Annotated in this window: 10 protein-coding genes; 7 read left to right on the forward strand and 3 right to left on the reverse strand. The window is 31.5% G+C overall.

All coding sequences use genetic code 11. The features are described 5' to 3' along the window. Positions 1–813 (forward strand): sugar phosphate nucleotidyltransferase (locus RSA29_RS18440; protein ID WP_346944634.1); only part of this gene is annotated, 813 nt, incomplete at its 5' end. A gap of 49 nt (positions 814–862) precedes the next feature. On the opposite strand, the gene RSA29_RS18445 is transcribed toward RSA29_RS18440, so the two are convergent. After that, positions 863–1,984: a glycosyltransferase family 1 protein gene (locus tag RSA29_RS18445; protein ID WP_346943640.1), complete on the reverse strand. Its 1,122-nt coding sequence runs from the start codon at positions 1,982–1,984 to the stop codon at positions 863–865. Between the two features lie 135 nt (positions 1,985–2,119). Between RSA29_RS18445 and RSA29_RS18450 the strand changes: the two genes are divergently transcribed. From RSA29_RS18450 to RSA29_RS18465, 4 genes are read left to right on the forward strand one after another with little or no spacing between them, the layout of a single operon-like run. After that, complete coding sequence (locus tag RSA29_RS18450) at positions 2,120–3,133, forward strand: CotS family spore coat protein (protein ID WP_346943641.1); 1,014 nt, start codon at positions 2,120–2,122, stop codon at positions 3,131–3,133. Between the two features lie 12 nt (positions 3,134–3,145). Then, positions 3,146–3,367, forward strand: a complete 222-nt coding sequence (locus RSA29_RS18455) for a hypothetical protein (RefSeq protein WP_346933327.1) — start codon at positions 3,146–3,148, stop codon at positions 3,365–3,367. A 10-nt stretch (positions 3,368–3,377) separates the two neighbouring features. After that, positions 3,378–4,148 (forward strand): hypothetical protein, encoded by a 771-nt coding sequence (locus RSA29_RS18460; RefSeq protein WP_346943642.1) that lies wholly within the window; start codon positions 3,378–3,380, stop codon positions 4,146–4,148. 14 nt (positions 4,149–4,162) lie between these two features. Further along, positions 4,163–5,200 (forward strand): CotS family spore coat protein, encoded by a 1,038-nt coding sequence (locus RSA29_RS18465; RefSeq protein WP_346943643.1) that lies wholly within the window; start codon positions 4,163–4,165, stop codon positions 5,198–5,200. 115 nt (positions 5,201–5,315) lie between these two features. Here RSA29_RS18465 and RSA29_RS18470 read toward each other — a convergent pair whose 3' ends face one another. Next, the gene (locus RSA29_RS18470) at positions 5,316–6,443 is read right to left on the reverse strand and encodes a glycosyltransferase family 1 protein (RefSeq protein ID WP_346943644.1); all 1,128 of its coding nucleotides are present in this window, start codon (positions 6,441–6,443) and stop codon (positions 5,316–5,318) included. Positions 6,444–6,563: 120 nt separating this feature from the next. Here RSA29_RS18470 and RSA29_RS18475 point away from each other — a divergent pair, with 120 nt between their 5' ends. Then, positions 6,564–7,565 (forward strand): CotS family spore coat protein, encoded by a 1,002-nt coding sequence (locus tag RSA29_RS18475; protein WP_346943645.1) that lies wholly within the window; start codon positions 6,564–6,566, stop codon positions 7,563–7,565. Between the two features lie 72 nt (positions 7,566–7,637). Here the strand turns inward: RSA29_RS18475 and adhE are convergent, their stop codons facing one another. Next, the gene (adhE, locus tag RSA29_RS18480; protein ID WP_346943646.1) at positions 7,638–10,283 is read right to left on the reverse strand and encodes a bifunctional acetaldehyde-CoA/alcohol dehydrogenase; all 2,646 of its coding nucleotides are present in this window, start codon (positions 10,281–10,283) and stop codon (positions 7,638–7,640) included. A gap of 332 nt (positions 10,284–10,615) precedes the next feature. Here adhE and yabG point away from each other — a divergent pair. Next, the coding region (gene yabG, locus RSA29_RS18485; RefSeq protein WP_346943647.1) for a sporulation peptidase YabG at positions 10,616–11,319 on the forward strand (704 nt) is incomplete at its 3' end.

Consider the following 11,319-nt stretch of genomic DNA (forward strand, 5'->3'; position numbering starts at 1 on the left):
ACTGCTACATGCATAGGTCTTGCAGCTATTAAACTTCTTAAAATGGATAAGGATGCGACAATGGTTATATTGCCATCAGACCATTATATAGAAGGAGAAAAGGCCTTTTTAGATACTCTAAAGAGTGCGGTTGATTTGGCAGAAAAAAGAAGGGGCTTAGTAACTATAGGAATTGAACCTAGTAGACCAGAAACTGGCTATGGATATATTGAGATGGGAGATCCAGTTTTAAATGCAATGAAGACGTATAAGGTGGCTAGGTTTACAGAGAAGCCTAATGTAGATGTGGCCAAAGATTTTATACTTAAGGGAACTTATTTATGGAATTCAGGTATGTTCGTATGGAGGGCTGATGTTTTTTTAAGGGAAATGCAAAAGTATTTACCGAAGATGCATAATTCTATTAGTGAGATTTATAAACATGTTGGGGAAGAGGATGAAGATGAAGTTGTAGAACGGGAATATAAAATAATAGATGGCATATCTGTAGACTTTGGAATAATGCAAAAAACGAGAAAAGGATATGTGATTAAGAGTGAATTCCAGTGGGATGATATAGGTAGTTTTGCATCTCTTACACGTTTTTTAAATGATTCAAAAGGTAATAAGGTAATGGGTTCTGCATACTTAGATTCTAGCGAAAACTGCGCAGTATTTGGTCAGAAAAACCTTATTATAGGATTTGGGATTAAAGACTTAGTTATTGTAGATGCAGGGGATGTTATTCTTGTAATGGATAAAAATAAGGATCAAGAAATTAAACATCTTCTAAATGAGATGAAAAAAGAAAAGCAATTTGATGAATTCTTGTAAAATAAAAAAGCCACCGAATAAATTATTCGGGGCTTTTTTCAATTAAAAATTAATTTTCAATTCCCAATTTAGCATATGCTTCTAGTGTTTTTCTAGCTGTGTTTTCCCAAGAAAATTCCTTTGATTTAGCTAAACCTAACCTACTTAGTTCACAGCGAAGAGTTTCACTACCTAGTACAAGTTCCATGGCATTTTGTAGGGTGTTATCTTTATATGGATTGATTAGTATTCCACTATGACCGACAACTTCTGGAATAGATGTAGTGTCACAGGAGATAACAGGGGTGCCACAACTCATTGCTTCAAGTGGGGGAAGTCCAAAGCCTTCGTATAATGATGGATATACAAAACATTCACAGGCATTATAGTAAATTGGAAGATCCTCGTCAGGGGCAAATCCTGTGAATTTTATATAGTTACCCATATTTAGTTTATCTACAAGTTTAACGAGTTCCTGAGATTCATCTCTGTATGACCCAACAATAACTAGGTTATATTCTTTTGACATATGAGATTTAAGCTTGGCAAAGGAGGTAATTAAGGCATATACATTTTTGCGTTTACTAAAGCCACCTACATATAGCATAAAGGGTTTATCTATTTGATATTTTTCTTTTATTATAGCTTTACATTTTTCTTTATCTAGAGGTACATATTTTTTATCAGCGGCAAGGGGTGTTACAAAAATTTTATCTTCATCCATAGGAAAGAATCTTAATATATCTTTTTTTGAGTACTCGGAAACAGTGATAAGCCCACTACTAATTTCAGTTACAAGAGGAAGCTCTTTTAAAAATTTTAGTAGATAACCACGTCCTACTGTTTCAGGCATAATATATGGAATTAAATCGTGAATAGTAGCTACTTTTTTACAATGAATATCCTGATTTAATCCTATTCCGTTTTGTGGAACGTGGTATAAATCAATATTTTCAGTCTTTAAGTTTTCAGGAAAAAAATTATCTTGAAAGAATCGTTGATACTTTTTTGAACACATAACTAAGTTTGAATTTTGTGTTTTATAGGACTCATAATTTTCACCAGACCAATATATTTGGTAGGAGTTATCTGTATCTATACTAAGTAAATTTTTTAGTAAGTTTTCTGTATATGTTCCAATACCGCTACCGTTATACCAGTTTATACCTCTACCGTCTATGGCAATATTCATAATTTCAACTCCTTTAAAAGGTATATAGTATATATTAATCAATGAATAAATATGTGTTACAAATACTTCAAAACTAAACACACATTTATTCAGGTTATCATATATTACCTATAGAAGGTGTTGGAGGAGGTTTCTTTGGAAAAGTTAAAAATAATAGAGATTTTGAAGCATGAATATAATATTGAAGCAACTTCAATTGAGAAACTAAAAGGTGTCTATAGAGTAGAAACAAGTGAAAAAATATATTGTTTGAAGATAGTTAAATATGAATTCCCACATTTTTTATTCATACTAGGAGCTATCAAGCACTTGAATGATAATAAATTTGAATATGTACCAAACATAATAAAGACAAGAGAAGGAAGCGACTATATAAAATTTGGCATGTATTTTGGGTATTTAACACTTTGGATGAAAGGTAGGGAATGTTCCTATGATAACCCAATTGAGTTAACAATTGCAGCAAGAAAGCTCGGAGAACTTCATAAGGCGAGTCAAGGATTTTTAGTAACGGATAATATGAGACCAAGGGTAGGTTGGCTTAAATGGATAGAGGTTTATAGAACTAGACGAAGTGAAATATTGGACTTTAAGAGGATACTAGAACTAAAAACTGAAAAGACACCAGTGGATATTTATTATGCAGATATTATGGACGAGGAGCTTAGACGATGTGATAGAGCAATTGATAATCTGTGTAATAGTAATTATGAAAATAGTATGTTAAAGGAGATAAAGCTGGGTGGATTTTGCCATCATGATTATGCTCATCACAATATTTTAATTTGTGATAATACAGAGATTCAAGTTATTGATTTTGATTATTGTATTCTAGATTCTCATTTACATGATTTAGCTAGCCTGTTAGTTAGGGCTATGAAGTATGGTAGGTGGGATGATGAGAGGATGAAGCTTATATTAAGGGGTTATAAATCTGTACATCCACTAAAGGAAGAGGATATTGAAATCATGGCAGCTTTTATGGAATTTCCACAAGATTATTGGCAGCGTGGGATTCAATATTATTGGGAAGAAAAACCTTGGGGAGATGATTTCTTTCTTAAAAAATTAAAATTATATGCAGAAGATATAGAGGGTAGAGAAGAATTTATAAATAAATTTAGAGTGTTTAAGTTAAGCAATCTCTAAGGAGGAGATTTAGTGAATAAGGATAACAATGGAAGGGATATGAATGGCATAGGTGATGAAGAATTAAAAAGTGTAGAGGACTATGATAAAAAACTTGAAAACATGGAGGCATACATTAAGGAATTAAAGAAAATTAAAAAAAGAAAAAAGAAGATATTAGAGTTGGAAAATCAGCAGCAAGAGATAATGAGGAAAATGAATAAACCAGAAAAAAATAAACATAGGCAGAGATAGAGGTGGGATAATGAATAGATTTTTTTATGATAGTTTTCAACAATATTTAAGCACTAGAGGCGTAAAAAAAGTAAATTTCATGTTAAAAGACAATGAAACTTTAAATAGAAGGATTTTAGAAGAAAGAGTTATAGAACAGCTATATATAATAAACCAAGTACATGAATTATCTTGTGGGTTTAATGGGTATTTAAGAAAGCGAATTAATAATCATACATGTAAGCTTATTGAAGAAGATAAGATACAGCTAAAAAAATTCAGAAGGAATTTGGAGAAGATAAGAGAAAGTGGACCTATTGATAGAGTGGAAGAAATTATTTTAGAAAACGGTGACGAGATCTTAAATAGAGGCGAATTGGTAATTAATACAATAATTGAAAATGGATATATAGAGTTAGTTGCAAGAAGTATGCATAATGTGGAAATATGTTTAACTGATGTGGATTTTGATAATTTATTAAAGGGAAAGGATGAAACTATAGAAATTGCAAATTTCGATGATATAGCTTACAACATGGTGGAGATGGATTGTTACTATTTTTTAGCTAAACTTAAAAGAAAAGGTTTCTATGTTGATTTTGAAAAATGTATTGATATATTTTGTAAACTAGAGGGTTTAGATGAAAATAGCAATATATTTATTCGTGCTCTTTTATCATATCCATATGAGTTTATGAGGATATATGATAAATACAAGAAAAATAAGAAGAGTTGGAATGAGGAGGAATATATACGTAGATTAGTAAATGGGATTAAAGAAGATGAGAAATCTTTGATATAAGGTGGTGAATAAGGATGGAGACAAGATTTTCTCACAAGGAGTGGTTAAGCAGATATTCATTAGATGTAGACCTGTTAGATAATTATGATTTTCTAGTAACCGATGTGATACCTCTAAGAAAAGTATTTGTACTAGTTACAGATAGGGGGAATAAGATTCTAAAAAAAGTACACTATGAGGAGGAGGATATTAGGTTTATAAAAAGCGGAATGGAATATATGAAAAATAATGGGTTTAATAGGATAATGAATTTTATCGTAAATAAGAATGGACATATCATTACTAAGTGGAAGGAAAGTACCTATGTTGTTATGGAATTAATAGAGGGTAGAGAATGTGAATATAATAATCCTTTAGATATAGCTATAGCAGTTAATGGACTATCAGATATGCATAATGCATCTAAGGGAATAAGTTTTTCATCAAAGTCAAAGAGATATATGCCCTTTAAGGCTATAGATAATTATAGAGATAAATTTGAAGATTTGCAGAGGTTAAAGGAGCGGGCTATTAGCTATGAAAATAAAAATGAATTTCATGATATATTTCTTAGATATGTAGATGGATTTCTTGAAGACATGAAGAAGAGTATAGATATTATGGAAAAATCAACTTACTTAGAAATGTGTAACTATAATGAAAATTTTATTCTTTGCCATGGTGATTTAGCCTATCATAACATCATTATAGAGGATAATAAAAGTTATTTTATAGATTTTGATTATTCAACAGTAGATTTAAGAGTCAATGATATCTGTAATATTATAAATAAGGTTACAAAGAATAGCTGCTATGATTTTAATATTTTAAAGTTAATAATTGATGAATATAATAAAGATGTTCCACTAGGAAGGGATGAGTATGAAGTTCTTTATGGAATGCTATCATTCCCAACAGAGTTCTACTCTATAGCAAAAGATTATTTTTATAGAAAAAAACTTTGGAAATATGAAACTTACCTGTATAAAATAAAGAAAAAAGTGCAAGATATAGATGAAAGACAAGAAATGATAGAAAATTTCAAAAACCTTTACGTAATGGCTACTGTATAGTCCCCCCTAGCAGTAGCAAAAGGAAGATACTTTAACTTGGTTTTAGTATCTTCCTTTTTAAATTTAAAATTAAAAATGTAAAATTAAAAAATAGGAATAAAACTCCAAAGGGAATTCAATAATTATTTATAATTATTGAGTCATAGATTTTCAAGGTTTCTGCCGCCGTTTTTTCCCAGGTTAAGGAGTTGCATTTATCAAATCCTTTTTTTATAAGACTTTCTCTAATAGTATTATCTAGCAATGCGCTTAGAATACTTTCCATAAGCTCATTTGTACTGTAAGGAGAACAGAGTAAGGCGCTGTCGCCTAAGACTTCAGGGAGTGATGTAACATTAGAAGCAACTACAGGAGTTCCACATGCCATAGCTTCTAAAGGCGGGAGACCAAAGCCCTCATAGAAAGATGGATATACAAGGAGTGAAGCACTATTATATAAATAAGGCATATGCTCCATTGAAATAAATCCAGGGAATATGATTTTATCTGTCATGCCAAGTCTTTCAGATAAAGATTTGTAAATTGGATATGATAAACCTTTACTCCCTGCAATAATTAATTTCATATCTGACGGAAGTTTAGTGTGTATTTTGCTAAAGGCTTCTATTAGGCCAGAGATATTTTTTCTAGGACTAAATCCACCTACATATAAAATATAGTTAGCAGGTATAGAGTAGTGTTGTTTTAGTATATTTCTACAAAGGGTTTTATTTATAGGTTTATAAATATCTTCACTTGCCAAGTGGGTTACATGTATTTTATCTTTTGGGAAATTGAAATCTTTAGAGATATCTTCCTTTGAAAATTCAGAAACGGTAATTATTCCATCACATCTATTTATAATGGATTCCATTTGAGTATTAAATATATTAAGATATGTTTCCCCAACGGTTTCGGGCATATGGAGTGGTATTGTGTCGTGAAGAGTAATTACAAATGGGTGACTATGGCAAATAGGAAGTCCTATGCCGTTTTGTGGAACGTGATATATATTTAAATCTTTATCTTTAAGTACTGTGGGATGGTTTACATTATTCCAAAATATATTTGATGAATTACTTTTAAGATAACTTATTTCAAAATTTTGGTTGAAGTTTATGTTCAGAGTGTCATCATCATTAAATAAAGTATATTTATTAATGCTATCAATATTATTCATAGCATTAATTAATTGATAGGTATAGGTTCCTATTCCAGTTCCTCTGTACCACTTAGCGGCCCTCATATCAATACCAATATTCATATTAATACTCCTTCTAAATACATTCTAATAATGTATAGTATTCAACTAAAGGCAAATATGTTAAGAACTATTCTAAAATATAGTATAAATACATATAAATTATGGAGGGGGTGCGAAATTATGATGAGAGAATTTGAAATTGAACGCCAATTTGATATTAAAATTGAAAGTATTAAGCCTAATAAGGGCGTTTATCAATTAAAAACAAATAAAGGCGTTAGGTGTTTGAAAAAAATAAGCTATGGCACTCAAAAGTTACTATTTGTGTGTGGGGCTAAAGAACACCTATACAATAATGGGTTTAAGAATATAGATAGATATTATCTAAATACAGAAGAGAAGCCGTATGCTTTAGTTAACGAAGATATATACACCTTGTCAGAGTGGATAGATGGAAGAGAGTGCGACTTCCATAGTGATGATGATCTAGTATTAGCATCTAAGGCTTTAGCTAGATTTAACCAGTCATCTAAAGGATATGAGCCATCGGAAAATAGTAAGTTGAAATCGGATTTAGGTAGATGGCCACATTTAATTGAGAAAAGGATAAAATCTTTCGATAAAATGAAGGAAATGGTTAGGAAGAAGAAAAATCATAAAACTGACTTTGACCTAAGTTATATAAAATCCATGGATTATTATAAAATTTTAGGGAAAAAGGCGTTAGAGACATTGAATAAATCAAATTACTACGAGATTTGTAGGATTGCAGAAGAAGAAAAGAGTTTTTGCCATCATGACTTTACTTATCACAACATAATAATTAGTGAGAATAATGAAGTTAGCGTAATAGATTTTGATTACTGTAAGCGTGAGGTTAGGACTTTTGATTTATCAAACTTTATGATAAAAGTTTTAAAAAGGCGTGACTGGGATTTTGAGGTAGCTAAATTAATTATAGATAATTATAATCAGGTATCTGAACTTACCAAGGATGAATATAATGTGTTATATGCCTTTCTTATGTTCCCGCAACGTTACTGGAGAGTATGTAATAGATATTACTACAATGAAGTGAACTGGGTGCAAAACACCTTTAATAAGAAATTAGAAGAGTTAATAGCAGAGCAAGGAAAATTTGAAGAATTTATGAAAAATTTCAAGGAATTTTATACAGTTTAAGCTAAATTTAAAATTTTGAATTAAAAAAGTTGTGGAATTAATTAATTCCACAACTTTTTGCATTAAGTGTAATTAGAATGCATTATTTATTAAGTCAGCAATTTCTGAGACTAGAGGTAGACGAGGATTAGCGGTAGTGCATTGATCTTCAAAGGCTTCATCTGCTAGCTCATAAAGAACTGAGTCAAGATGTTCCCTAGTTACACCACACTGGCTTAATGTTAGAGGGATATTTAGTTCAATCATAAGGTTTCTAACAGCTTCTACTAGGCTGTCCACAGAGCTTTCATAGCTTGAGGAATCTAGACCTAATGATTTGGCTATTTGCATGAATTTTTCAGGTGCTTTATAGTGTTCATATTTAGGGAAAGCAACTAGTTTGCTAGGATTACTTCCATTATATTTTATTACATGAGGAAGCATTATAGCGTTTGCTCTTCCATGAGGAATATGAAATTCTGAGCCTAGTTTATGGGCTATACTGTGATTAACACCTAGGAAGGCGTTTGTAAATGCCATGCCTGCCATGCAAGATGCATTGTGCATTTTTTCTCTTGCTAGAGCGTTACTTCCATCTTTATACGCAAGTGGAAGGTAGTTAAATACCAATTCCATGGCTTTAAGAGCTAAAGCATCCGTGTAGTCAGATGCCATTACAGATACATAGGCTTCAATGGCATGAGTTAGTACATCAAGTCCAGTGTCAGCGGTTACTGATGGTGGTACTGTCATTACTAGATTAGGATCTATTATTGCAATATCTGGCGTTAATTCATAGTCTGCAAGAGGATATTTTATATTATTTTTCTTGTCAGTTATAACTGCAAAGGCAGTAACTTCTGAGCCTGTACCTGAAGTAGTAGGAATTGCTACAAGTTTAGATTTTTTACCAAGGTGAGGGAATTTAAATGCCCTTTTTCTAATGTCCATAAATCTTAGTTTTAATCCGTCAAAATCTATGTCTTCATTTTCATAGAAGAGCCACATTCCTTTAGCAGCATCGATTACCGAACCACCACCAAGAGCGATTATAACATCCGGTTCAAAATTACGCATTTGCTGAGTTCCGTTCATGATTGTATCGGTAGAAGGATCTGGTTCTACATCTAAGAATACGTTTATATCAAAGTTAGCTTTTTTAAGATATCCCATTACCTTAGATACATATCCGAGTTTATCCATGAATTTATCAGCTACAATAAATGCTCTTTTTCCATGTAGTTTTTCAAGATAGCATAATGAGCCTGGTTCAAAATATATTCTTTCAGGAACTCTAAACCATTGCATATTAACCTTCCTTTTAGCCACTCTTTTTATATTTATAAGATTGTTTGCACTAACGTTTTGGGTAGTTGAGTTTCTTCCCATAGTTCCACAACCTAAGGTTAAAGATGGCATATTAACATTATATATATCACCGATAGCACCTTGAGATGAAGGTGAGTTGATTATTATTCTACCAACTTTAACTCTTCTAGAAAATTCTTTAATGACATTTTCATTTGTACAGTGAAGTACAGCTGAATGCCCAAGACCACCAAAAGATATCATATCCTCTGAACATTTAATACCTTCATCGGTACTGTTTACTATAAACATTGAAAGTATAGGGCTTAGTTTTTCTCTAGAAAGGGGATAGTTAGGACCGATTCCACCCGGTTCACAGATGAGAATTTTTGTACCCTTAGGTACTGTAATTCCAGCCATAGCAGCAATTTTTTCTGCACTTTGACCAACGATTTCTGAATTCATAGATTGCCTTTTTTCATCTATAGCAACTTTCTGAAGTTTAATGGTTTCATCTTGATTTAAAAAATAACAATTGTGAGTTTTCAAAAGAGAAATAACTTCTTCACTGATTTCTTTATCTATTATTACAGCTTGTTCAGAAGCACATATGGTTCCGTTGTCAAAGGATTTTGAAAGTACTAGATCATTTACAGAACGTTTTATATTAGCAGTTTTTTCGATGTAACAGGGCACATTACCAGCACCAACACCAAGGGCTGGCTTACCGGTAGAATAAGCGGATTTTACCATAGCAGGACCACCGGTAGCTAGGATTATATCAACTCCAGGGTGGAACATAAGTTTCTGAGAAGCTTCAACTGATGGTGTATTTATCCACTGGATACAGTGTTTAGGTGCGCCGGCTTCTATAGCGGCATCTAAAAGGAGTTTTGCGGCAGCTATACTGCATTTTTGTGCTCTAGGGTGGAAACTGAATATTATAGGATTTTTAGTTTTGATTGCAATTAGAGCTTTAAAAATTGTAGTAGAAGTTGGATTTGTGGTTGGAGTTACTCCGGCAACTACACCAATTGGCTCTGCAACCTCCATATAATCCTCGCCTTCATTGATTATGCCAACAGTCTTTAGCTTTTTAATACTGTTATATACATATTCAGAAGCAAAGATATTTTTAGTTATTTTATCTTCATAAACACCCATGTTGGTTTCTTCAATAGCCATTTTTGCTAGTTCCCTATGGTTGTTCAAAGCTGATATTGTCATTTTTTTAACTATATTATCTATGGAATTTTGATCAAACATAATAAAATCATCACAAGCAGTTCTAGCATTTGAAACTAGAAGATTGATTTCTGAATCTATTGGATTAGCTTCAATGATAGTAGTACTAGTGTTTTGTTCCTTTAGTGAAGAATTAGATGATACTAGAATCTCTGTATTTTTAACATTGTTAGTTTTTGCAGACATAGTAGAAAACCTCCTAAAAGTTTGTTATTTATTTAACTAATTATATTATATTCCAATAAACGTAAAATGCAATAGTTTTTTGAAATTAAAAGTTGAAAATTTAGAATTAATAATCAATAGGAGGTTGAGGATTGAGAATTAGGAATTAGATAAAAACCAAAGACGGTTTTTAAGCTAGAATTGAAAATTAAATAAATTCTGAAAGAATTTCAACCAAAATTTATAATTTATAATTTATAATTTATAATTTTAAATTTTAAGTTGCGCACATTTCACAATTTTCAATTCATTTTCATAGTATGTAAGTAAGTATTACTTAAGGGGAAAGTAGAATGAATATAGGAGACAAAGTAGTAAGAAAATCTTATGGTAAAGATGTTATATTTAAAATTATAGATATAGAAGAGAATGAAAATGGTGATGTAAAATACTTATTAAAGGGTTTGAATATTAGAATTGAAGCTGATAGCTTAGAAGATGATTTAGAAACAATTGATGAAGGTACCATTGGAGAAAAGGATAAGGTTTTTAATAAAAAAATAAATACAACACTAAAAAAGGTTCTTATGTCTAGAAATGCACCGGGGGCAAATACGGGAGCATTAAAACTAACTGATATAGAAATACCAAGGAAAGAGAGAAAGGGGACAGCACTAAAAACCAATGAGTTATACTTTGGAAGGCCAGGAAAGATACTTCATATAGATGGAGATCCTCAATACTTAGAGATATGTTTAAAGACCTATAAGCAGTTATCTATTGAAGCAGTGGGAAAGGTGATAGCAGAGAAAGATCAACCTATAGAAATATTGGATTTAGTAAAGGAGTTAAACCCAGATATTGTAGTTATTACAGGGCACGATGGGATGGCTAAGGATATTTCTAACTATATGGATTTAGACAACTATAGGAATTCAAAATATTTTGTTGAATGTGTATCTATGCTTAGAAATTATAAATCTAATTATGATGATTTAGTTATTTTTGCAGGTGCATGTCAATCTAATTATGAAGCACTTCTAGATGCTGGTGCTAA

It is taken from the genome of Clostridium sp., assembly GCF_036660475.1.
GTDB lineage: Bacteria > Bacillota > Clostridia > Clostridiales > Clostridiaceae > Clostridium_J.